Origin of the sequence: Pseudoalteromonas sp. APAL1, from assembly GCF_021532475.1 — a bacterium.
Classification (GTDB): domain Bacteria; phylum Pseudomonadota; class Gammaproteobacteria; order Enterobacterales; family Alteromonadaceae; genus Pseudoalteromonas; species Pseudoalteromonas lipolytica_C.
The window spans coordinates 1-23,734 of the sequence record NZ_JAKGAW010000030.1 but is presented as its reverse complement, the minus strand read 5'-3'; the positions used below and the strand labels follow the sequence as shown (position 1 = coordinate 23,734).

19 protein-coding genes are annotated in these 23,734 nt (G+C 41.3%); 12 read left to right on the top strand and 7 right to left on the bottom strand.

Features of this window, described 5'->3' with window-relative positions; genetic code table 11:
* Positions 1–137: 137 nt before the first annotated feature.
* From L1264_RS14520 to L1264_RS14505, 4 genes are all read left to right on the top strand, one after another.
* Entirely contained in the window at positions 138–1,367 is a 1,230-nt protein-coding gene (locus tag L1264_RS14520) for a phosphopentomutase (protein WP_135926702.1), read from the top strand.
* Positions 1,367–2,068, top strand: a complete 702-nt coding sequence (gene deoD, locus L1264_RS14515) for a purine-nucleoside phosphorylase (protein WP_036972525.1) — start codon at positions 1,367–1,369, stop codon at positions 2,066–2,068. The genes L1264_RS14520 and deoD overlap by 1 nt, the downstream gene beginning before the upstream one ends.
* Positions 2,069–2,279: 211 nt before the next feature.
* Positions 2,280–3,020 (top strand): ferredoxin--NADP reductase, encoded by a 741-nt coding sequence (locus L1264_RS14510; RefSeq protein WP_135926703.1) that lies wholly within the window; start codon positions 2,280–2,282, stop codon positions 3,018–3,020.
* A gap of 71 nt (positions 3,021–3,091) precedes the next feature.
* Positions 3,092–3,856, top strand: coding sequence for a nuclear transport factor 2 family protein (locus L1264_RS14505; protein ID WP_199527438.1), 765 nt, complete (start codon positions 3,092–3,094; stop codon positions 3,854–3,856).
* 195 nt (positions 3,857–4,051) lie between these two features.
* On the opposite strand, the gene L1264_RS14500 is transcribed toward L1264_RS14505, so the two are convergent.
* Complete coding sequence (locus L1264_RS14500) at positions 4,052–4,942, bottom strand: tetratricopeptide repeat protein (protein WP_135926705.1); 891 nt, start codon at positions 4,940–4,942, stop codon at positions 4,052–4,054.
* A 272-nt stretch (positions 4,943–5,214) separates the two neighbouring features.
* Here L1264_RS14500 and L1264_RS14495 point away from each other — a divergent pair, with 272 nt between their 5' ends.
* On the top strand, positions 5,215–6,588 hold the full coding sequence (locus L1264_RS14495) for a GAF domain-containing sensor histidine kinase (protein WP_199527439.1): 1,374 nt from the start codon (positions 5,215–5,217) through the stop codon (positions 6,586–6,588).
* A gap of 585 nt (positions 6,589–7,173) precedes the next feature.
* Positions 7,174–9,351 carry a catalase/peroxidase HPI gene (katG, locus tag L1264_RS14490; protein WP_199527440.1) on the top strand — a complete coding sequence of 726 codons (2,178 nt, stop codon included), beginning with the start codon at positions 7,174–7,176 and terminating at the stop codon, positions 9,349–9,351.
* 905 nt (positions 9,352–10,256) lie between these two features.
* On the opposite strand, the gene L1264_RS14485 is transcribed toward katG, so the two are convergent.
* Complete coding sequence (locus tag L1264_RS14485) at positions 10,257–11,855, bottom strand: ABC-F family ATPase (protein WP_199527441.1); 1,599 nt, start codon at positions 11,853–11,855, stop codon at positions 10,257–10,259.
* Positions 11,856–12,311: 456 nt separating this feature from the next.
* Between L1264_RS14485 and L1264_RS14480 the strand changes: the two genes are divergently transcribed.
* Positions 12,312–13,937, top strand: coding sequence for a methyl-accepting chemotaxis protein (locus L1264_RS14480; RefSeq protein ID WP_235404156.1), 1,626 nt, complete (start codon positions 12,312–12,314; stop codon positions 13,935–13,937).
* 67 nt (positions 13,938–14,004) lie between these two features.
* On the opposite strand, the gene L1264_RS14475 is transcribed toward L1264_RS14480, so the two are convergent.
* The 3 genes from L1264_RS14475 to L1264_RS14465 all read right to left on the bottom strand — a co-directional run bounded on the left by L1264_RS14475 (position 14,005) and on the right by L1264_RS14465 (position 17,050).
* Positions 14,005–14,412 carry a phosphate ABC transporter substrate-binding protein gene (locus L1264_RS14475; RefSeq protein WP_199527443.1) on the bottom strand — a complete coding sequence of 136 codons (408 nt, stop codon included), beginning with the start codon at positions 14,410–14,412 and terminating at the stop codon, positions 14,005–14,007.
* A 12-nt stretch (positions 14,413–14,424) separates the two neighbouring features.
* Positions 14,425–15,570 (bottom strand): porin, encoded by a 1,146-nt coding sequence (locus tag L1264_RS14470; protein ID WP_199527444.1) that lies wholly within the window; start codon positions 15,568–15,570, stop codon positions 14,425–14,427.
* Between the two features lie 703 nt (positions 15,571–16,273).
* Positions 16,274–17,050, bottom strand: coding sequence for an EAL domain-containing protein (locus L1264_RS14465; protein WP_135926715.1), 777 nt, complete (start codon positions 17,048–17,050; stop codon positions 16,274–16,276).
* Between the two features lie 837 nt (positions 17,051–17,887).
* Here L1264_RS14465 and L1264_RS14460 point away from each other — a divergent pair.
* Both L1264_RS14460 and L1264_RS14455 read left to right on the top strand, forming a co-directional pair.
* A complete protein-coding gene (locus L1264_RS14460; RefSeq protein WP_199527445.1) occupies positions 17,888–18,481 on the top strand; it encodes a class I SAM-dependent methyltransferase in 594 nt (197 codons plus the stop codon).
* A 243-nt stretch (positions 18,482–18,724) separates the two neighbouring features.
* The gene (locus tag L1264_RS14455; protein WP_199527446.1) at positions 18,725–19,807 is read left to right on the top strand and encodes an HNH endonuclease; all 1,083 of its coding nucleotides are present in this window, start codon (positions 18,725–18,727) and stop codon (positions 19,805–19,807) included.
* A 266-nt stretch (positions 19,808–20,073) separates the two neighbouring features.
* On the opposite strand, the gene L1264_RS14450 is transcribed toward L1264_RS14455, so the two are convergent.
* The gene (locus L1264_RS14450; protein WP_199527447.1) at positions 20,074–21,093 is read right to left on the bottom strand and encodes a nuclease-related domain-containing protein; all 1,020 of its coding nucleotides are present in this window, start codon (positions 21,091–21,093) and stop codon (positions 20,074–20,076) included.
* A gap of 236 nt (positions 21,094–21,329) precedes the next feature.
* Here L1264_RS14450 and L1264_RS14445 point away from each other — a divergent pair, with 236 nt between their 5' ends.
* Positions 21,330–22,055 (top strand): hypothetical protein, encoded by a 726-nt coding sequence (locus L1264_RS14445; protein ID WP_199527448.1) that lies wholly within the window; start codon positions 21,330–21,332, stop codon positions 22,053–22,055.
* A 41-nt stretch (positions 22,056–22,096) separates the two neighbouring features.
* Here the strand turns inward: L1264_RS14445 and L1264_RS14440 are convergent, their stop codons facing one another.
* Entirely contained in the window at positions 22,097–22,951 is an 855-nt protein-coding gene (locus L1264_RS14440; protein WP_199527449.1) for a LysR family transcriptional regulator, read from the bottom strand.
* Between the two features lie 81 nt (positions 22,952–23,032).
* Between L1264_RS14440 and L1264_RS14435 the strand changes: the two genes are divergently transcribed.
* Both L1264_RS14435 and L1264_RS14430 read left to right on the top strand, forming a co-directional pair.
* Positions 23,033–23,254, top strand: coding sequence for a DUF2798 domain-containing protein (locus L1264_RS14435; RefSeq protein WP_138558634.1), 222 nt, complete (start codon positions 23,033–23,035; stop codon positions 23,252–23,254).
* Positions 23,251–23,532, top strand: coding sequence for a putative quinol monooxygenase (locus L1264_RS14430; protein ID WP_138558633.1), 282 nt, complete (start codon positions 23,251–23,253; stop codon positions 23,530–23,532). Before L1264_RS14435 ends, L1264_RS14430 begins: the two co-directional genes overlap by 4 nt.
* Positions 23,533–23,734 lie beyond the last annotated feature (202 nt).

Below are 23,734 nucleotides of genomic sequence, written 5' to 3'. Positions count from 1 at the left end.
AAAGACACGATTAATCTCTTTTGCTTCGCTTAGAGATGCAAATTTATAATGTTTCTGTTTTATGAAACAGGACTTATGTCCTGTACCAAAAATTCGAAGAGCATATAAAGTAGCCACATATTGATAACGAGGTACCCATGGCAAGAGCACTTATCTTAATGGCAGATAGCCTAGGAATTGGCGCAGCACCCGACGCAGAGAAGTTTGGTGATGTAGGCGCAAATACCTTTGCTCATTTACTTAAAGCCTATGCAGAAGAAACTGGTGAGCAGTTATCGCTACCTAATCTTACCCGTTTAGGTTTAGCTGATGCTTGCGAAGCCGCAGGTAAAGAACCTTGTTTAGTCAGTGACCGCCAAGCACCTATTGGCGCATGGGGTTACGCTAAAGAGTTATCAAGTGGTAAAGACACGCCTTCAGGTCATTGGGAAATGGCTGGCGTACCTGTGTTATTTGATTGGGGTTACTTCCCAAACACACAGCCGTGTTTTCCACAAGAATTTGTTGACGAGCTAATTGCTCGTGCTGGTATTCCGGGCATTTTAGGTAACTGCTATGCCTCAGGAACAACCATTTTAGAACAACTAGGTGAAGAGCACATGCAAACCGGCATGCCGATTTGCTACACCTCAGTTGATAGCGTGTTTCAAATAGCCGCGCACGAAGAATCATTTGGACTGGAGAAACTTTATCAGGTTTGCGAAATCGCACGGGCGCTGCTTGATGAAATGAACATAGGAAGAGTGATTGCGCGGCCATTTTTGGGTTCGAGCCGTGACGATTTTGCCCGCACAGGTAATCGTCGTGACTATTCGGTGCTACCACCGTCGCCAACCTTGCTAGATAAATTATCGCAAGACGGCGGTGAAGTGATAAGTATTGGTAAAATTGCCGATATTTATGCGCATCAAGGCATCACCCAAAAACACAAAGCACCAGGGCTGATGAACTTACTAGAGAAAACCTCAGAAGTCATCGCAAGTGCACCTGATCATAGTTTGATTTTTACAAACTTAGTTGATTTTGATGAAAAGTACGGTCATCGCCGTAATGCAGTCGGCTATGCTAAAGCATTAAAAGAGTTTGATGATTACCTACCAACCATCTTAAATCAGCTAAATAGCGATGATGTGTTAATCATCACTGCCGATCACGGATGTGATCCAACTGCAGCAGGTACTGACCATACACGTGAATACGTGCCAGTACTTGCTTACCAACCGGGAATGACAAACACCCCGCTTGGAGAACGAGCTAGTTTTGCAGACATAGGTCAAACCCTTGCCCAGTGGTTTAATCTTCCTGCACTTGAATACGGTGATAGCTTTAAAGATGAGCTATTAGCGAACAAAAAAGGAAACCAATAATGAGTACTCCTCATATCAGTGCCAATGTAGGCGAATTTGCAGAAACGGTATTAATGCCGGGTGATCCGCTTCGCGCTCAATACATTGCTGAAAACTTTTTAGATGACGCAAAACAAGTAACAGGCGTTCGTAATATGTATGGTTTTACCGGTACCTACAAAGGTAAACCAGTGAGTATTATGGGCTCTGGGATGGGTATTCCATCAATGTCAATTTATGCCCGTGAATTGATCGTTAGTTACGGCGTTAAAAATCTAATTCGTATTGGTACCTGTGGCGGTATTGGTAGCGACATCAAAATCCGTGACGTTATCTTTGCACAAGGTGCAAGCACAGATTCAAATGTAAACCGTGCACGCGTGCGTGGTTACGACTTTGCCGCTATTGCTGATTTTGGTTTATTACTTAATGGTGTAAACGCAGCAAAAGAATTAGGCATTGAAGCGAAGGTAGGTAATGTATTTACAACAGATACATTCTATCAAGCAGATAACACATTCTATCAAGAATTAGACAAGCTAGGCGTACTTGCTGTTGATATGGAAACAGCTGGCATGTACGGCGTAGCCGCTGAGTACGGCGCAAAAGCGATGGCACTATTTACTGTTAGTGACCACGTAATCACTGGTGAAGCAACACCAAGTGAAGAGCGTCAAAGCACTTTTAACGAAATGGTTAAAATTGCTTTAGAATCAATTTAAATAAGTTCCTTGGTAACGTATTCACTGAAATTTGGAAACACGCCCAAAGTGAAGTGAGACTAACCTCAAAGCCGCATTTATGCGGCTTTTTTTATGGCTACTTATTTACCTCGCGTAAAATCCAGTTTGTATCTCGCAACTACCCCTTAAAACTTGAAAATTCAAGCAATTGTTGCCACCTTTAATAGAGGAACAATACTCGAGGGTTTGTATGTCTAATTGGATTGAAGCAAAAGTTAAAGACGTTAAATGGTGGACCGATTCATTATTTAGCTTAATTGTTAATGCCGATGTAGAGCCATTCACGGCTGGGCAGTTTACAAAGCTTGCAATGCAGGTGGGTGATAAACGCGTAGCACGCGCATATTCTTACGTGAATGCACCAAATAATCCTGATCTTGAGTTTTATCTGATTAATGTTAAAGACGGACAACTTTCTCAACAGCTTGCACAATTAAAGCCGGGCGACTCAGTGACAATTGAGCGCCGCGCGACTGGCTTTTTTACTCTTGATGAAGTGCCAAGCAGTGAACAGCTATATATGCTGAGCACAGGAACGGCACTTGGACCTTTTATATCAATATTAGAGCAGGGCGAAGTGTGGCAAAAGTTTGAGCATGTTCATTTGGTACATGGTGTACGTTTTAACGAGGACTTAAGCTATCAAGAGCGAATCAAAGCGCTCCAGCATCAGTACCCAAATCTTTACTATTCGCCTGTAGTCAGCCGAGAGTCAGCCACTGTGGGATTTAATGGCCGGATCACAGATGTGATCAAAGACCGTCGTTTATTTCAAGTTATAGACCGTCCTGTAGCTCCCGACACCACACAGTTTATGATTTGCGGTAATCCAGAAATGGTAAAAGATACTACAGCTATTTTGTTAGAGCTTGGTTTTAGCCGCAATAGACGTCGTGAACCTGGGCAGATCACAGTAGAGCAATATTGGTAAAAAACTATGCCAAACAGCTATAATTTGCTACCTTAGCGCCTTTATTGAGGCATGATGCATTTAGGAAAATTATGAAACCGTTATTTTTTGCCATCAGTTTACTATTCACATGGCAGGTTTTTGCTAGTGATCAAACTAGTGAACAAAGCCAGCAACAAACCGAACAAAAAACAGAAAAGAAAGATGTTGCACATTTAGAATTTATTGAAGACAAAGCTACAGAGAGCGAAAACTCTGCGGTAATTAAAAGCCAAACTGAAGTAACTAAACCAGAAGCCGTTAATAAGGACACTGAAAAGAAAGAAGCGGCAACCGCGACGGTTGCCGAAGCTGATGATAGTAAAGTAATAGGCTCTGTAAACCCGGCACCTGCTGCGCAACCTAAAACCGCAGCTGAAAAGCAAGAAGCAGTTGCTGAAGCAACAAAAGCAGTAAACCAAGCTAAAGAAGCCTTAACAGCCAAACAGCAAGAAAAAGCTCGTCAGTCACGAGAATCTATGGCTGTAATTGAGCAAGTTATTGCAGCGTACAACGCTCGTAATATCGATGCATTTATCAAAATGTATGATGAAAATGTAGAGTTTTATACGTTTCCAAATGAGCTTATGTTTACCGGTAAAGAAAAGCTAATTGCACGATACGGTATTATGTTTAAAAAATTAAAGTGCATTAAGTCTTCACCGATAAAACGTATAGTGCACGGTAATATAGTGATTGATCATGAACTATCAGAGACTTGTTCTGAGGATCCCAAAGTCGTTGATAAGCGAGCCGAGTTTGTAACTAGTTATCAAGTCGAAAACGGCAAAATAACCAAAGTGTTATTCTTCCGATAGAAAAAAGAGCAGCGCAGCTGCTCTTTTTTGTTGGAGAGCTGAAAGTTAGTGAGTTTCAAGTTAGCAAGAGTAAAGTTAGCAAGTTACAAGGGGAAAGATGCGAGTAACGAGGTAGCAGCGATTTTACATCGCGTCTTAGAACCTAAATCCTAGCGCCTATTACGCGGGATAAACCCGCTGCTACATGGGGTTCGACTAAACCGTTTCGTTTAACAACGAATTAAAGCTGTCGTTGTCGTGTAGGCTGGCAAAAGCGCTTTCGTGTAATAGCTCGTTACGAAGGTTTGGTGAGTATTCAAGTGCCATACGAATATCGGCCATCGCATCAGCATGTTTATGAAGTAATGCATAAGCACACGCACGTTGCCAGTATGCATAGCCATAGTCACTGTCTATTTCGAGGGCTTGATTACATAGCTCAATAGCCTCACCCGTTTCATTAATTTCTAACAGTGCATCTGCTTTATAAGCAATCGCTTCTACATCTTCAGGCTTACGTTTTAATATTTCGTCAAAAATTTCTACTTTATTGGCAACGTCACTTTCTAAGTTAGCACGCATCCACAGTGAATGAACTTCGTTAGTGATCGAGATTTTTTGCTGATTTAATAAGATCTCTTCAGATCGCTCACGTAGTTTTTCTTCAAGAACTTTTAAGCGCTCTTCGTATTCTTTAGTGATGGCACTAACACGCGTATTTACAATATCTTCTACTTTGTTTTTCACATCACGCAGTGAATTCCAACCAACTAAAACCAAAATTGAGGCTGTAATTGTAATAATGAAAAACACATTATTGATGGTGTCTGTCGTGTAGGTTAACGCGCGATCGGCTGTATCTAACTGCGTATGAGTGACTTGCTTAGTGACATCTTCTCTCAGTTTTTGCTGATCTTGGCGAACTGCTTTTAACTCATCAAGAATATAACGCTCTAAAAGAGGCTTATACATTGGTTCTTGAAGGTTATTCAGTGCTTGTTGTTGTTCAGCTTCACTAAGGGCTGGGCGGTTTTCAGGTTCATTTTGGGCTGCCGCTAGCGTATGAAAGCTCATTAAAAAAGTGATTAAAATTAAGATATAACGCATAACTTATTTATATTTAGTGAATTCTAAGTTTACTTTAACATGCGTGAGCACTGGGGACTAGGCAAAAAAAAGCCAACTCGGGGGAGAGCTGGCCAAACTGCTTAAACAACATAAAGTCGTAAGGGGTATCAACAGGAGTTAGGTATAAATATACCTGTGTCTATCTGAACAACCACTTAATACTAAAAGGTTTTTTAAAAATTCAAAGTCAGTCTTTAAGAATGGCTATGTTCGTCTAGACTTAAGTTGATGTAAAACTAAAAGGTGATGGTATGCGCCAACAACTAGTCCAACTGCTCTATGGAGTATCAATTTCCTCTGATCTTGACAGTGGTAATGTTGAATTAGCTGAACGCTTAATCCTTAATGCTGTTCTTGATGGCCTAGAAATAGGCAGAGCTGGGATCTGGCTTTTAAATGCCGAAAACACCGCCATTGAATGCCGATTATTACTTGATAGAGAGAATAATCAGGAAATTCAGACACTGGTTCTTCCACGCGATACATATCCAGCATATTTTAAAGCGCTCGATACCCAGCGAACGATCACCGCAGAAGATGCCCATACCGATCCAGCCACCTTTGAGTTTAGTGAAAGCTACCTGAAACCGCTTAATATTGGCGCTATGCTCGATGCGCCGATTCGCTATAAAGGTAAAATGATCGGAATATTTTGTTGTGAGCATATTGGTGGAGCAAGGCACTGGAGTGAAGATGAGTGTTCATTTATCGGTGCATTAGCAGATTTATATGGCAGAGCACTGTCGGCTCAAGAAAATGAACGAACCAATGCCAAACTTGAACGTGCCAATCAATTATTAGAGCAACGGGTGGCAGAGCGTACTCGCACGCTCGAAGTGACCTTATCTGAATTGACGACCATGCAAGAAAAGTTGATCGAATCAGAAAAAATGGCCTCGCTTGGTAACCTCGTGGCGGGTATAGCACATGAAGTAAATACCCCAATTGGCATTGCAGTCACCGCGAATAGCTCCGCAAAAGATAAACTTAATACCTTAAATAAATTAATAGAGTCTAATACCTTAACTAAAACGGCATTACTTGAAGGAATGAATCACTTAAATGAATGTTTTAAGATTTCTTTTGCAAATCTTGAGCGCGCGGCAAAGCTAATTAGTGATTTTAAGCAAACAGCTGTTGACCAATCATCTTTGAACTTACTTGAAACAAACATCAAAGACTACCTTGAAAATATTTTACATAGTTTAATGCCATTGACCCGAAGTCATAATATCGAAGTTGATATTCAATGTAATGACGACCTTAAGCTAATAACTGTACCTGGGGCATTAAGCCAAATTTTTCTGAATCTTGTTAACAACAGTTGTGTACATGGGTTTGTGGGCAGAGATCAAAATAAAATAACAATATCAGTAACCGTTGATAAACAAAGCGATACCTACTCTATTTGCTATTTAGACAATGGACATGGCATGAGTGAAGATGTAATGCATAAAGTGTTTGAGCCATTCTTCACCACCAAACGTGGCAATGGCGGTAGTGGTTTGGGTATGTCGATAGTTTATAACCTTGCAACGCAAGCACTGCAAGGTGAAGTAAGCATCGATAGCAAGCCAAATAACGGCGTTACTGTTACCTTCAAATTGCCGCAAAAACTTGCATAACTAATTAATTTTTAAACAAGTTGCAGGCTAAATAATCTGGTGACTGGGTAATAAAATTAAAAATTAATCAGTTTGCTTGGCAAGGCAAGAAATATCAGTGCATTTGTTGTTTTTGCAAAACTGCTTAATACGTTTTTTAGAATATAAATAATTTAGGCTTATAGGTGTTATTAGTAGCGCCAGCCAAAACATAACCGAGCTTCGAAAAGTTAATCCCACAAGCGAAGCAACTACGAGGCCCGTTAACATCAAAATAGGTAAATTGGCGATAAAAAAGTTAATGCTTAGTTGTCTAGCAACGTCAGGATTAATGGTTTTCATAAGGGCTACTCGCTGTTTAATAATACCCTTATAAAATGAACGGTTTTGCAAAATGAATCAAATCAGATTTTTCTATCGGTGCAATCGATTTAAAACCATGTTCTTAATCTAGCTTTATCAAAGTACAACTCCTATAGTTTTAAACAACAGGAACTTATTTGCTATTAGTTATTCATAACTATTAGAAAATCTCTCTTTATGACGAAAGGGATAAAAGTGAACTTTTAGCGTTTCGTCATATTTTTAGCTTATGAGGAGCACATAATGAGTAACGGAAAAACGGGCCAGTGCCCGGTAATGCATGGTAGTAACACTGTCACCGCTCAATCAAATACCGACTGGTGGCCAAACGCACTCAATTTCGACATTCTTCATCAACACGACAGCAAAACGAATCCTTACGGCAAAGACTTTAATTACGCAGAAGCATTCAAATCTCTTGACCTTGAAGCTGTTAAAACCGATTTAAAAAACTTAATGACTGAAAGCCAAGAATGGTGGCCAGCTGACTGGGGCCATTATGGTGGTTTAATGATCCGTATGGCATGGCACTCAGCGGGTTCATACCGTTTAGAAGATGGTCGCGGCGGCGGTGGTACGGGTAACCAACGCTTTGCGCCATTAAACTCATGGCCAGATAACGCTAACTTAGATAAAGCACGCCGTTTACTTTGGCCAATTAAAAAGAAATACGGTAACAAACTTTCTTGGGCTGATTTAATGATCTTAGCCGGTAATATGGCTTACGAATCAATGGGTTTAAAAACTTTTGGCTTTGCCGGTGGCCGCGAAGATATTTGGCATCCAGAGAAAGACGTTTATTGGGGCGCTGAAAAAGAGTGGTTAGCACCCAGTGATGAGCGCTATACAAATGTAGCCAAACCAGACACCATGGAAAACCCATTGGCAGCAGTACAAATGGGCTTAATTTATGTAAACCCAGAAGGGGTGAATGGTAATCCTGATCCGCTTAAAACGGCTGAACAAGTTCGCGAAACATTTGCCCGTATGGCAATGGATGACGAAGAAACTGCCGCACTTACAGTGGGTGGTCATACCGTGGGTAAAACTCATGGTAATGGTAGCGAAGAAAACGTTGGCCCTGAGCCAGAAGCAGCTGATGTATTTGAGCAAGGCCTTGGCTGGAACAACCACAATTCACGTGGTATTGGTCGTGATACCATGACGTCGGGCATCGAAGGCGCATGGACAACTCACCCAACTAAGTGGGATAACGGCTATTGCTACTTACTGCTTAACTACGAGTGGGAACTTAAGAAGAGCCCGGCAGGTGCGTGGCAGTGGGAACCAATCGATATTAAAGAAGAAGACAAACCAGTTGATGTAGAAGATCCATCAATTCGTTTAAATCCTATTATGACCGACGCCGATATGGCGATGAAGATGGACCCAACCTATCGTAAGATTATCGAGCGTTTTAACGATGATTTTGAATACTTTAGTGATGTGTTTGCTCGTGCATGGTTCAAACTAACGCACCGTGACTTAGGTCCTAAATCACGTTATTTAGGTGCCGATGTTCCAAGCGAAGATCTGATCTGGCAAGATCCGATCCCAGCGGTTGATTACACCTTATCAGACAGCGAAATTAGCGAACTTAAAACCAAGCTACTTAACTGTGGTGTAAGCCAAGCAGACTTAATCGCAACAGCATGGGATAGCGCCCGCACTTACCGTGGTTCAGACCATCGCGGTGGTGCAAATGGTGCACGTATTCGCCTAGCACCGCAAAAAGATTGGCAAGGTAACGAGCCTGAGCGTTTAGCTAAAGTATTAAGCGCACTTGAATCTGTACAAGCGGGTTTAAGTAAACCAGTAAGTCTCGCTGACTTAATTGTTTTAGGTGGTACAGCAGCGGTTGAACAAGCAGCAAAAGCCGCGGGTGTTGATGTAACTGTACCATTTGCGCCTGGTCGTGGTGATGCCACAGACGAGATGACAGATGCAGACTCGTTCGACGTACTTGAGCCAATTCACGATGGATTCCGTAACTGGTTGAAGAAAGACTATGCGGTTTCAGCAGAAGAGCTAATGTTAGAGCGTACGCAATTAATGGGCTTAACAGCACCAGAAATGACCGCCCTTGTTGGTGGTATGCGTGTACTAGGCACTAATCATGGCGGCTCTAAGCATGGCGTGTTTACAGATAATGTAGGCACACTTAGCACAGACTTTTTTGTAAACCTAACTGACATGGCTTACACATGGAAGCCAACAGGTAATGGTCTTTACGATATTATCGAGCGCAGCACGGGTGTAACTAAATGGACAGCAACACGCGTTGATTTAGTGTTTGGCTCAAACTCAATCCTACGCTCTTACGCAGAGTTTTACGCACAAGACGACAACAAAGAGCGTTTTGTGAAAGATTTTGTCGACGCATGGGTAAAAGTAATGAATGCCGATCGCTTTGATATTTAATTTAAAATTCCTTTAAGTACAAAGGCTACACAATGTGTAGCCTTTTTTAGTTTAGGGAAGTTAGCGATTTAAAAGAGTAAAGTGACAAGGTAGCAGCGATTTCATATCGCGTTCTAGCGCCTAAAACCCAGAACCTAATGCTTTCATTCGTAGGACTGGCTTGAATTTTAGTTTCTCTGTGAAGCGCGCAGCGCCTCGGTGATCTCAGTGGTTCCAATATCTTTTTCACAAAAAGAAGAGAACGAGAAGACAATGAGTATGCGAAATAGACAGCTACTCAATTTAAATCCTCTAAAGCGCAGCGTCTCTTATCCTCTTTGTGAATTTAGTTTCTTTGCGAAGCACGAAGCTGCTCGGTGCCTCTGTGGTTTCAATATCTTTTTCACAAAGAGAAGAGAAAGAGAAGACAATGAGTATGCGAAATAGACAGCTACTTAATTTAAATCCTCTAAAGCGCAGCGTCTCTTATCCTCTTTGTGAGTTTAGTTTCTCTGTGAAGCGCGCAGCGCCTCGGTGACCTCTGTGGTTCCAATATCTTTTTCACAAAGAGAAGAGAACGAGAAGACAATGAGTTTGCGAAATAGACAGCTACTTAATTAGAATCCTCTAAAGCGCAGCGTCTCTTATCCTCTTTGTGAGTTTAGTTTCTCTGTGTAGCGCGCAGCGCCTCGGTGACCTCTGTGGTTCCAATATCTTTTTCACAAAGAGAAGAGAAAGAGAAGACAATAAGTATGCGAAATAGACAGCTACTTAATTAGAATCCTCTAAAGCGCAGCGTCTCTTATTCTCTTTGTGAGTTTAGTTTCTTTGTGAAGCACTTAGCGCCTTAGTGGTTCAATGTTTAAATCTAAACAGAACCACTAGAGCCACCAAATAAAGGGAGTAGCTATAAAACCTGTTTAAACTTACTGCGCTTGTTGCGCAACATGGTCCATATATTCATCGAACGTGCCCTGAAAGTCGATAAGCTTTTTATCTTTAATATCGATGATACGAGTCGCTAATGACGATACAAACTCACGATCGTGGCTCACAAAAATAAGCGTGCCTTGGTAATCTTTTAAAGCATTATTGAGCGCTTCAATGGCTTCCATATCCATGTGGTTAGTTGGCTCATCCATAATTAGCACATTGGTGTCTTGCATCATCAGCTTACCAAACAATAGACGGTTCTTTTCACCACCTGAACAGTTACGCGCTTTTTTGTTAGCGTCATCTGCGGTGAATAATAAACGGCCTAACATAGCACGCACCATTAAATCGTTGTGCTTAGCGGTGCGCCACTGCGACATCCAATCAAATAGAGTTAAGTCGTTATCAAACTCTTTACTGCTGTCTTGTGGGCAATAACCAATGCTGGCATTTTCAGACCACTTAACCACACCTTCGTTACTTTGTAATTCATTCACTAGGCAGCGTAATAGGGTGGTTTTACCAACACCGTTTTCACCAATAACCGCAAGCTTAGCACCGGCTTCTAGCAATAAGTCACCGCCGCTAAACAGGGTTTCACCCTCAAAGCCATGACCTAGCTTAGTAAGCTCTAATGCTTGGCGATACATCTTTTTACCTTCGTCAAAACGAAGTGATGGGCTAATACGGCTTGAAGCTTTTACTTCATCAAGCTTAATTTTGTCCATGCGCTTAGCACGAGAGCTGGCTAGTTTTGCTTTTGATGCGTTAGCACCAAAGCGGTTTACGAACTCTTGTAGCTCGTCAATTTCAGCGCTCTTCTTAGCGTTTTCAGCAAGCAGTTGTTCGCGTTGTAAGCTTGAAGCTTCGATCCACTTTTCGTAGTTACCTGGGTAAATTCTTAGCTCACCGTAGTCGATATCGGCCATGTGTGTACACACCGAGTTTAAGAAGTGACGGTCGTGCGAGATAATAATCATCGTACACTTTCGCTGGTTAAGCTCGTTAGCTAGCCAAGTAATTGTGTGAATATCAAGGTTATTGGTTGGCTCATCAAGTAGCAAAATATCAGGGTTTGCAAACAGTGCCTGCGCTAAAAGCACACGTAGTTTCCAGCCCGGCGCAACGTTCGCCATTAAGCCGTAATGAAACTCTTGCTCAATACCCGCTTGGATCAAAATTTCTTCTGCACGGCTTTCTGCTGTGTAGCCATCCATTTCGGCAAAAACGCTTTCAAGCTCAGCGACTTTCATGCCATCTTCTTCACTCATTTCTGGCAGTGAATAAATACGGTCGCGTTCTTGTTTTACTTTCCAAAGCTCGGCATCACCCATGATAACCGCATCAACTACAGTGTATTGCTCAAACGCAAACTGGTCTTGGCTAAGCGTACCTAGCTTTAAACCCGGTGCAATCGACACATTGCCAGAGGTTGGCACAAGCGCACCACTTAGAATTTTCATAAAGGTTGATTTGCCGCAGCCATTCGCGCCAATTAAACCATAGCGGTTGCCATTACCAAACTTAGCTGAAATGTTCTCAAACAAAGGCTCTGCACCAAACTGCATGGTGATATTTGCGGTTGAAATCAACGAATTATTCCTAGAAAAATACTGACAGGGTTATGGGCGCAGAAACTGCGAAAATAAACAAGCAATAGGGTAAATAATAGGCCGCGGATTATACAGATCAGCCCCAAAGAACGCCATTAAAAAAGAGAAAGTTTCAAGGTGAAAGGGGAAAGTTACGAGATGCGAGATTCGAGGTCGTAGCGATTTTACATCGCGTCCTAGCGCCTAGTGCCCAAAATCTAACACCTGATGACGCGGGAAAAACCCGCTGTTGCGCGTAGGCGTGAAACTTGTTTCGCGCATCTCAGAGCTGAAGGCGAAAAGCTCTTGTCTTTTTGAATATTATCTTCTCGCTCTTCATCCAGATCCTAAAAAACCGCACAAAATACGAAAAAAACCTGAAAATATATAAATATAGTTAATACTTTAGGGAAATCGGGCGATAATATTAAGACTATGACAGCAAAGGTGGATTAAATGTCTGCAGGTTTCTCTTTCAACAACTTAAGCATTTCAAAAAAGATACATGCCATAACATGCATTGCCATAACGGCATTCGTGATTATAGTGGTAACCAACTTTATCGCTATGAACGATAACAAAATTTCACTCGATGAATTAGAAAAGTCATCCTATCAAGTCGTAAAACTTACTACCGCCAATGTAGCCTTACTCGAAAAACTAGACGAACTATATACACAGGCGGTGACATTTGGTGAATCAGATTTAGTCGATAGCGCAGCACAAACCTATAAAAAGATTAACGAAAACCTACAAGACATCATCAGCATTAACGATGGCTACGTGAATAGCGATACAAAAAAACAGTTAGAGCTTTATGCACAAACGTCTTCGAGTATTGCAAGCTCGATGATTGAAGGAACTGCCGACTTCAGCAAAATTCAGCAGCAAGCCCAGCAAAAAACCAAACAGTACGAAGCAGTGCTTGAAGGTTTTAAGCGTGCTCAATCTCGCGCTGATGATCGCTTTTTTGAGCTTGTACAAGCAACCAAAGCTCGTTCAGACAATGCGCTTAATTTAATGCTGATTGTCTCGGTAGTTTCATTACTGTTACTAATTGCTACATCGATTTGGATTGCCCGTGGAATTGGCTCATCAGCCAGTGCTGCGGCAAGTAACTTACGTTTGTTAGCCGACGGTAAAGGCTCGCTGAGCACCCAACTTGAAGTACACGCTAAAGACGAAATTGGCCAAGTTTCGATTAACTTCAATGCCTTTATACAGTTGTTAAAGGCTGCTGTACTTGAAGTAATAGCAGTGTGTGAGCCATTAATGGAAAACTCAACCCGGCTTGTGCAAGGTATGGAACGCGCCGAGCGTGCAACAACTAAACAAACATCAGATGCTGAAATTGTGAAGCAATCGATGGAAGAAATGCGTCAAAGTGTTGCTGATATTTCTCACTCAGCGGCAAACGCATCGCAAGCTGCGCAAACCGCTGAACGGGAAGTAGAGCAAAGCCGAACGCAAATAAGACGCTCTGTAAGTGAATCACGTACATTAAGTGATGAAATTAACCAAGCTGCTTCGACAATTAACCAGCTGGCGAATGACACCAAAAATGTAACGCAAATTTTAAACGTAATTACCTCTATTGCTGAGCAAACTAATTTACTTGCTTTAAATGCGGCTATTGAAGCAGCACGTGCAGGTGAACAAGGCCGTGGTTTTGCGGTTGTTGCTGACGAAGTGCGTGAGCTTGCTTCAAGAACATCACACTCAACTAACGAAATCAGAGAGCTACTTACAACGCTAACCACCGCAGCAAGCGATGCGGTAACTGCTATGAACTCAGCCCGAGATATGGCTACAAACAATGCTGAAGCTGTTGAAAATACAGGGCAATCTATTGATAAAATTTCTGAGCAGATATTATCAATTAACGGTATGAACTCTCAGATTGCCGCAGCCACCGAAGAACAAACATCTGTGGCAAGTATGGTGGTTGAGAACGTGTCGAATATGCATATGTCGTTTGAAGAAACAATGGATTCACTCTCGGCGGTACGTGATGTAGCGAAGAACCTTCACTACCTTTCTGATTCGTTACTCGACGCCACTGCAAAATTTAAAGTTGAGTAATTTAAGCGCATAAAAAACCAGGCATCGCCTGGTTTTTTATTAACGTAGTGAGTATTTAAGCTAGCACTTAAAAAGTACCTACTACTTTAACTTTATCAGTTACTTTTGCTGCATCGATATAACCAATGGCGTCGCTATTGGCTGCAACAAAATCAATAACAGCTTGATCGTTTGCTAGTTTTTCAGGTGGCGTACCTTTACCTGTAAATACCAGTTTTGACCAATAAGCGTTAAGCTGGCTGCTCGACTTACCAACCACCTTATCGTTAAACTCGTCGCTTACGCTGTTGCCGTCTTGGTTTACCGGGTTTACTTTGGTGCCATCATCAAACGACTTTGCTTTGCCAAGGTAAATCTTTTTGATTGTTCCTTCATCAATAGCATTGCCATTTGCAGGGTTTACAATAACAGCAACATCAGCAAATGCAGCGTGCGAACAAACGGTGAGTGCTGTAGCGATTAATAATTTTTTCATCATAAACTCCAATTAAAAAACTAAATCAACAGCAACAGCAACAACGTCGGTTTCTGTATCTGTAATATCATCTTTAAAGCGGCTGAAATCTACTTTTAAAGCAGCTGATGGGTGGAAGTCATAACGAGTACCAATGGTATACACATTGCTCTTCGCTTTTACGCCCTCAAGCACCTGATTAATACCTGCGTTTAAAGCTGGTACTGCAGGTAGTGCGTTGTAGCGGTTGCTATCGTGTTTGTCGTCGTTATTTTCGTAAGTTAAGTGCACAATCCACTCATCCATACGGTAACCAACAGAGGTATAGTATTGAGTTTGTTTAGCAAGGGCGCTGTTTTCTACTTCAAACTCAGTGTATTCAGCATCAAATAGAATATCGTTGTAATCAATCGAAAAGCCCACAGCGAAGAAAGAGCCATCATCTTCGTTAACAGCAATATTATCAGCTTGATCAACAAAGCCCGCAGCTCTTAGCGTTTGCTCAAGGCCATTAAGCGCAACACCTGCATCGGTGTCGTTTTCGATTGCAATTGTTGTGTCTGCTACAAAGTATGCAGCACGAGCACTGAACCAGTCGTAGCTCATCGTCCAGTTGATACCAGCAATATCATTAAGCTCTGTATCGCCATTAACTGATACCACAGCAATGTTGCCATCGAAGCTACCGTAAATAACTTGAACGGTTGAATCCCAATCACCTAATTGCGTGTTATGTAACAGGCTTAGGCCTTCATACGTTGAAAACGGGAGGTTATAAACAGATTGCGGCGGACGAACCCAACGGTAAGTATAACCAACGTCTAAGAAGTCTGAATAACGGTAAAAAGGCACACGCATTTTACCTGCACTCACTTGTAGCTCATCGCTGAACTCATAGGTTAAATAAGCCCACTCAAACTCAGCATCAAAATCATCGCTACCACGCGCTACAATTTGTGCCGTAGCGCTTAGCTTTTCTTGTAAATCTGCAGAAAGCTGTAATGCGAACATACTTTCGTTTTTAAACGAAATATCGTCATCGTAACCATAAAGCGTTGCGTCGTCGTCAAGGGCTTTACCGCCAACAATAGAAGCAAAGCCATTTATGCGAACCTCTGCCATTGTGTTTGCAGACACAAAAGCAGCACATAGAGCCAATGCAATAGGAAGTTTTTTCATTGTGTATCCCTAGTATTTAGTATGAAAATGTTGATTTCGCTTAATATTATAGTAGTGCGTAGCGAAATGGGCGACACAAGTTACAGATAAATTGTAATTACGGCAATCAGTAAGTTGTTATTTTTAAATTGAAAAAGGTACAAATTAAAGTTGGAAAGCGCCCTAAAAGCATCTGTTAGTGCTCTTAATCTTAAATCAGCCCGTAGGATTTTTTATGCGTACAGAGAAGTGAATAAGGGTACATCAGTTAATTGTAATCTCTTTCTAACCACAGAGGACACAGAGAGCACAGAGGAAGAAACGGAGGTATTAAAGTGTACTTCTCTAAAGTGAAGCGTCTCTTATCCTCTTTGTGAATTTTGGTGTCTCAGTGTAGCGCGCAGCGCCTCGGTGACCTCTGTGGTTCAAGTCTTTTTTTCACAAAGAGAAGTGAATGAGAAGACAATGAGCATTTGAAATAGACAGCTACTTAATATGAATCCTCTAAAGCGAAGCGTCTCTTATCCTCTTTGTGAATTTTGGTGTCTCTGTGTAGCGCGCAGCGCCTCGGTGACCTCTGTGGTTCAAATCTTTATTTCACAAAGAGAAGTGAATGAGCCTATATATTAAAAGATCTTACTGATTTCCCTCTAAAGCGCAGCGTCTAATGTTCTCTTTGTAAATTAGGTTTTTGATATAAATCTGATGCGGGCTGACGCGAGTTTTAAGCCTCACGCAACAGACTAAAATCTACCTCAGGCAAACTCTCAAAACCCGGACGTGCAAATAAATAACCTTGCATTAAACTCACCCCAGCTTGGCGTAACCATTGATATTCCTCAATCGTTTCAATACCCTCAGCCAGCGTAGTGATATTTAATTCATCAAACATCGCAATACAATGGCTCACAATTGCTTGGCGAGTTTTATTTAAATGAATATCTCTAATTAGTGCCATATCAAGCTTAATAATATTGCTTTGAAAGTCAGCCAGTAAATTTAAACCCGAATAACCAGAACCAAAATCATCCGTAGCCGTAATAAACCCCAACGACTGATAATATTCAACAACACGTTTAATGTGATTCGTGTCTTCAACTTGCTCAACCTCGGTAAATTCAAACATAATCTGTTCTACCGGAAAGTCATATTGTTTAGCCGCTTCAAGGGTTGTTCTAATACAGCGCTCAGGTTTGTAAATCGCGTTAGGTAAAAAGTTGATACTCAAAATAGAATCAAGCTTTAGCTTTGCTGCAAGCGAAATAGCTTTGATACGACAAAGTTGGTCGAAGGTATAGCGGTTCTCATCGTTCACTTGTGAGATAACAGAATAAGCCGACTCATTATTAGGCCCGCGAACTAATGCTTCATAACCAAAGATCTGCTTTGCTGCGCAGTCAATGATAGGCTGAAAAGCCATGGTGAAATCAAAGCCAAGTTCTAGTTTGTCTTTACAGTTATTGCAACCTGTTGGCTGGCAATGAGTTTGCTTGTCGTGCATGCTTACCTCAGACTAAAGTCTTTTTAATATATAATAGTGCTAGTAAATTGCCAATTGTGCAATGTTGTTGAGTTAAAAGTATAAAACTATAGGGAAAATATGTAGCTGCCGTTTTACATAGTGTCAAACAGGCATTTATTTACTGTAGGTTCTTTATGCACAATGAGATAATAGTTAAGCAAATTAGCTATTTTCCTCTAAAGCGCAGCGTCTCTTATCACTCTTTGTGAGTATTGGTTTTACTCTGTGTAGCGCGCAGCGCCTCGATGAACTCTGTGGTTCAAATATCTTTTTGCACAAAGAGAAGTGAATGAGAAAACAATGAGGTATAAAGACTTACTTCTCTAAAGCGAAGCGTCTCTTAGTCTCTTTGTGAGTATTGGTTTTACTCTGTGTAGCGCGCAGCGCCTCGATGTACTCTGTGGTTCCAATATTTTTTGCACAAAGAGAAGAGAATGAGAAGACAATGAGATACTAGTTAAGCCAATTAGTTTTTACCTCTATAGCACAGCGCCTCATAAGCTCTTTGTGCATTAAGTTTCTCTGTGTAGCGCGAAGTGCCTCGGTGTACTCTGTGGTTCAATACCTTAATTCACAAAGAGAACTGAATGAGAAGACAATGAGATACTAGTTAATCCTATTAGTTTTTCCTCTAAAGCGCAGCGTCTCTTATCCTCTTTGTGAGTATTATTTCTTCAATATTGTGCCTCATCTATTACGCTGGAGTATAAAAATATTTCCCGCCAAAAATACTTAAAATCAATTTGATATCTTTTTAGTACCTAGCTTTAATGGTATTTTAGCGCCAAGCAATCTTGCCCCTATAAAGGAAGTAAAATGGCATCCAAAACCGTCGAATACTACAACCAAAATGCGCAAGCATTTGTAGATGCCACACTCGATGTAGACCTCAATGAACTTTACGACGAATTCTTACCGCTGATCCCAAAAAAAGGCGCTTTACTCGATGCCGGTTGTGGCTCTGGCCGCGACGCTTTCATCTTTAAAGAGCGTGGTTATAGCGTAGATGCATTCGATATCAGCCCAGTTATGGCAAAGCTGGCGTCAGAATACTTAAATCAAGACGTAGCTGTAAGCAGCTTTCTAGAGCTAAACCACGTTGCCAAATACGACGGCATTTGGTGCTGCGCAAGCCTTATTCACGTAGCAAAAAACGATTTAACCGAAGCATTCAACAACCTTGCCCGCGTATTAAAGCCACAAGGCATCGTGTATGTATCGTTTAAATACGGCGACGGCGAGCGCGAACACAACGGTCGCGAATTTACCGACCTAAACGAACAAGCCCTTGAGAACATAATTAAAGGCACAGACCTATTTATCCTCAAGTCATGGCAAAGCGCTGACCAACGCCCAGAGCGCGCCACAGAAACATGGTTAAACGCCATTTTGCATAGAAGAACGATATAGTAGTTTACATGCGGTATAGCAGGCTATACCGCAACTCTCCCAATATTGTATGGGTTTTAGAGTATAGCTCTACCTAAAATCCTATATTTGCAATAGCTTTTCATGCTAGATTGTTCCTAAACTAAATCGCCAATATTCAAGCTACAACAATGCGTTATGAGCATAAGTGGCAAATATGATTATGTAAACAGGGAACGGTTCATGAACTTTAAAGCACCTTTCAAAAGTACACTTAAGGCTTGATTGATGATGGCCATGCAGCAGCAACTCGATTTCATTGCTTACATTCAGCGTATGCTGGTGGAAGGTGATTTTAGTGCGACATATAAGTTTGCACTATTACATGCGTTGGCTGATGTTTGTGTTGAGCAACCAATGATGTATGAAGCTAGCGAGTTAAACATTGATCTTGCTAAGCTAGCTGAAAAGTTAATAGAGCTTTATTGGCACCATGCAGTGCCATTTTCTTCTGCTCATAGTGGTGAAAGTGCTTTACTTAAACAAAACTCGGGTGCGCAATCAAAAGTGATTGCGGTACTATACGAGTGCCAGCAAAACAATATTCGTAGCTTACGCCAGCTCAAATTAAGCCCTTACTGGCACACCACTTACAAAGCTGCTTTAGACACATTAAAAACAGGCCCTTTGTGGCGCTTACAAATTCTAGCCAAACAAGAAGAGTGCTTTTTATACCCACACATAAAAGGCAAAAGCTATATCACTCTAAACGCAGGCATAGCCGCTTGCTTTAGACGCTTTTACGATTTAGTTGTCTATTTAGCTAAAAATGCATGGCTACAAAAGATTCAAAGCATTAAGCACAATCAAGCACTTATTGGCCCGCAAAGCCAACTGCATGACTTTTTATTTGGTTTTGACCGCACAGCACTAAACAAAGCAAAACCAATTTTAGTCGAAATACAAAAAGGCCAGTGTTTTTATTGTCAAAAGCCACTCACAAGCGCGATAGAAGTTGATCACTTTATTCCCTTTGCCCGCTACGCTAACGATTTAGGCCATAATTTTGTTGCCGCCCATCGAAGTTGTAATAACAGTAAGCGTGACTTTTTAGCAGCCCAGTTGCACCGCGAACGTTGGCAAGATCAAAATCTCGATCGCCACAGCCAGCTACTCACTGATGAACTAACTCGCTATTTTCATTGTGATGTAGATAAATCCCTCGCTGTAAGCAACTGGGCATACCAAGTTGCCAGCAGCAATGGTGCAAAACTCTGGCTTGCAAAAGATAGATTTGAGTTGGCGGGAAGTAAAAATGTCCACGCGTTAGATTTAGTCGCGCAGACAAATCACTTATATAATTCTTAATGAGCTTAGGTTTAAATTTCATATAACTTTTTAGATGAAAACAAGCAATAACTCATTGTTCAGTTGCAGGCGATTGCTGAGGTTTTCCCCGTGTTCACACCCGAAATTTAATTATGAGTAATTTACAGCATGGATGCTGTAAAAAGCGTAGCTTGGCCACGGATGGCCTATCTACGCTGTTTACGTTCATTTAATTAATTCAAATTGAGGGAACAGTGAGAACCTCGGGGCGCCGAGAGATTCCAAAGAGAAGTCGGCGTTTACTTCTATTTGGTTGCCGTCGCCAACGCGACATTATTATCAAATTTTATTAGCGCTTTATTACCACAACCATCACAAATCAATGAGTAAGTATCTTTACGCTTACTAACTTTCGTATTTTGATCATTACATTTAATACACGGTGCTTTCATCGGAGTATTCGTATTACAGTTTGAGCAATTGACATAGTATCCATATCGTCCTGAACGGGCTTCAAGAGTGTGTTCATTACTACAATTTTTACACTTTAAGTGTATGACTTTAGGTTCCTCAGCACTTAATAAAACCTCTTCTTTAACTTCACTTTTGTAAATTGATTCGGGTTCATTAAGGGTTACGGGTGACTCGTCGTTTACTGGTTGCTCGGTTGATTTAATATTTTGAGCTAAAAGAAACTGACAAATCTTAGATAGGCTTTCCTCACTAAACCATGGGCGTACGTTAGTTGAAAAAAAGTGCAATGCGTTAGGGGCTGATGCTGGTAACTTCATTATCTCTAAAAGCTTATCAGCTAAAAATTCAGATTTAATTAATCGATCTTCAAGTGACTTTGGCATGCTATCTCGATTGATTATGGCATTACTCGAAATTGCGCAGATACTATGCCATTCTCGTCCCCCGAAGTTCTGCTGTAATTTGCCAAACATTTTGGGAAGTAACTGCTCCGCGTTACTCGTCATTAAATTCTTTAATAAGGCTTGTTGGAGTTCAACTTGCTTTATTGGTGATGGCATTCCTTGCCATTTTCCTCGATAACTACGGCTCCATTCCTGATGCTCATTTATGGCAACTTCGCCTGTTATGCTTTTTGATTCGATTAAAATAAACCCATATGTATAAACAATTAAGTGGTCAATCTGAGCTGATTCGTTATTGTGCTTAAATTTAACATCATTAAATACGAACACTTGTGGATGATCTTTGAATGCTCGGCGCAAATAAAATGCTACATCTAGCTCTTGCTTGTCCCCAGCTTTAATCTTGATTGATGGTGAAGTTGACGGTGTTTTATCTTTTAAAATCATAAGGAGTCCGTTCTGTCATGTATCTGTATAAGGTACCATCGAAATGCAAAATTAAAATATTAAACTTAATAATGAATTTTAGGTAATGAAATTAAATGCATTTCATAGCTTGGTGTTTATTTCTCTTTGGTTACCGTTACCAACGCGACATAACTAAATAAATAGTTAATAGGCCACTTTTTCCACACCCTATATTTGGTACAATGTGGCCTACCAAATTACATAGATGTAATGTTATGAATAAATGGATTTTATCTCTCGCTATTTTGCTTGCGAGTTTCAACACGGTTGCTGAAGAGCAATATTCAAAAAGTCGCTGCGATAGTATTGAGGCTGAGCGCGAGGGCATTCGTAAAAGAATGAATCGTAGCTATACGGCTAGGCAAGGTGAACGTTGGAATCAACGTTTAGATGAGCTTTTTACGCTGCTGGCGAGACACTGCAAACACCCAAAAAGAAGTTCTGGTAATGGCGGTAATTATACGTATCGCTCGAACCCTACCGCACTTTTAAACACCAAAGTACATAACTCTACGGTGTATTCAAATTCATATAATGACGATAAAAAGCGCCATGCTTGGGGGCAATTTTATCAATTACCGGATCGCTGTAGAGCGAAAAATATTCAGCAAGCTGATTTTGTATGGTGTAGCGAAAATAAAGCTGAGCAAAAGGCGCTATTTGAATCGGCTTGGAGCGATAAACAAAAATCAGAATACAAAGATGTAGTTATTTCAGTAAAGCCAACCATTACAGAAATAAATTCAAACAAAGCCACAAGCCAAATTGCAATAAAGAGCCAGATAACCGAGCCAACAATTCAGCAAGCTTCGGCTCCTTTAAATGAGAGTGTTAGTCCACAATCTACAAAGTTCAATGGCCTTAAAATTTGGCAATTAGCCTTGGCTGGCATTGCGGCCATGTTGTTTGTGTTTGGTCTATATCGTTGCTTTAAAGATTGAGTTACTAGACGGGCTGAAGCCCGACCTACAATGAATAGCAACTAAAGCACCAACACCTCTCCTTGTAAACTCGGTGAGTCTGCAATACTGGTTTGGAGTTGTTCTATCAACAACTGGGCATTTGCTGATGGCGTGCGTGAATGTGGCCAGAGGGCGTAAATTGGCCTTGCGGGAATACTTTGGGGTGATTCGATATAGCTAAAGTGGCTGGTATCGTCTATACAGCAAATTTCGCTCATTGGTAGTAAGCCAATGCCATAGCCTGCTTCAACCATTTTTCTGGCGATTGTAATATCAAAACAAAAGCTTATGTGTTCATACTCGGTTTTTAATTTGTTTAGAAAACAGCTGGGGAGTTGTGACTCTGAATAGGGCAGTATCAGCCTTGATGTTGGGGCATCTTTCTTTTTAATCAGCTTTATTGCGATCATGCCTAGGCGCTTTTGAAAATAACTTGAGTCTTGTTGTTCGCCAATGCGAATGGCTAAGTCAAAACGTTTTTGGCTTAGTTGGCTGTTGGCATTACTTGGGTAAATGTGGAGGTTTAGCGTAGGGTTTGCCGTCGCAAACTGATTAACTGCACCCATCAGTGGGCCCGCAATGATGTTTTGTGGGCACAACAGGTAAAACTCTTTTGCGGCGGATGAGTTATTTAGTTGCTCAAGCTGGCTGTTAAGAGCAAGCACTTGCTCGCCTAATTCGTTATACAGAGATTCGCCTTTGGCGGTTAACACAATGCCTCGGGCTGTGCGTTGCAGTAATGGCTCGGCGAGTTTTTCTTCTAATGCCTGAATGCGCCTTGATAGGGTTGATAGATTCAGTCCTAAATCTTTTGCTGTTTGGCTCATGCTTTTACGGCGCGCTATTTCAATAAATAAATGCAGATCATCCAGCATACGACTCCCTCAATCTTAGTTTGCATTTTCGTGACTGTTGCCACTTGGCCTGTGCAAATATAGTAACGCCAAGGAGGACATATGAAAATTCATTTTACTTTTACTGCGGCATTTTCGTTTTTAATGTCGTTTTTACTTTCGGCATGGGTCACTTATGTCAACTTAGGGCTGAGCGATACATTTTTTCTAAGTTGGATGAAGGCGTTTGCTAATGCATGGCCTGCTGCTTTCGTGGTGGCATTTACGGTTGCCCCGCCAATTCGGGCATTGGTTTTAAAGTTATATAATAAGGAGTCAGTATGATTAATATCGTGGCAAAAATTACCCCAAAGGCGGCATTATTTGATGACTGTAAAGGGCGTTTACAGGGCATTTTAGCAGCCACTCGTGCAGAGCCTGGTTGTAATCGTTTTGAATTGTTTGCGAGCAAAGAGCAGCGTTGTTTGTTTTTAGTTGAGCAGTTTGAATCGCAAGCTGCCCTTGATGAGCATTATGCTCAGCCTTATACCAAAGCGGTGTTCGCGTTTTATGAAAATGCGTTGGCGGAGCCAGTTGAGGTAGAGAAGGTGGAGGAGCTTTAGATTTAATATTCACAAAGAGGATAAGAGGCGCTGCGCTCTAGAGAACTCCTTGTATTCCTCTGTGCTCTCTATGTCCTTATATGGACTCCCCGTTTTTTGTCAACGGAGTACTTATTAAATAAAGATTAGATGCTGGCTTATATACGGACTCTATTTGGGGAGCTACCCCTGGTCACTTTAATGTATTCGCCCCTTTATGACT